The organism is Pauljensenia sp. UMB6358 (genome assembly GCF_030216865.1).
Taxonomy (GTDB): domain Bacteria; phylum Actinomycetota; class Actinomycetes; order Actinomycetales; family Actinomycetaceae; genus Pauljensenia; species Pauljensenia turicensis_A.
Window position 1 is genome coordinate 1 of the sequence record NZ_JASOMS010000111.1, and the last position, 302, is coordinate 302.

At 49.3% G+C, this 302-nt stretch carries 1 protein-coding gene; it reads left to right on the forward strand.

The window, feature by feature from the left end; all coding sequences use genetic code 11:
* Positions 1 to 85: 85 nt before the first annotated feature.
* On the forward strand, positions 86 to 302 hold a 217-nt coding region (locus QP381_RS08820), incomplete at its 3' end, for a hypothetical protein (RefSeq protein WP_285068601.1).

Genomic DNA, 302 nt, shown 5'->3' on the forward strand with positions numbered 1-302 from the left:
TGTGGTGTGTGAAGAAATGCTGCGACGAACTTAAACGCATAAATACGGAATTTGTTCGCGATCAAAACAAGGAAAGGAACCAGCTATGAATGAACAACTGTCTGCGGCGGAACGCCTCGCATTCCACTTAACCGCACTTGAAAAGAACGGAGAAAACCTCGTCGGATACGTACTCGTGACAGTCTCGCCAGATGACATCAAAATCGCAAGCGCGCATGCGGATATCTCATACGGCGCGCTCGCGGTCGCAGATACCCGCTTTCCCAAAAAAGTGCGCGAACAGATCCTTGAAGTTATCCACA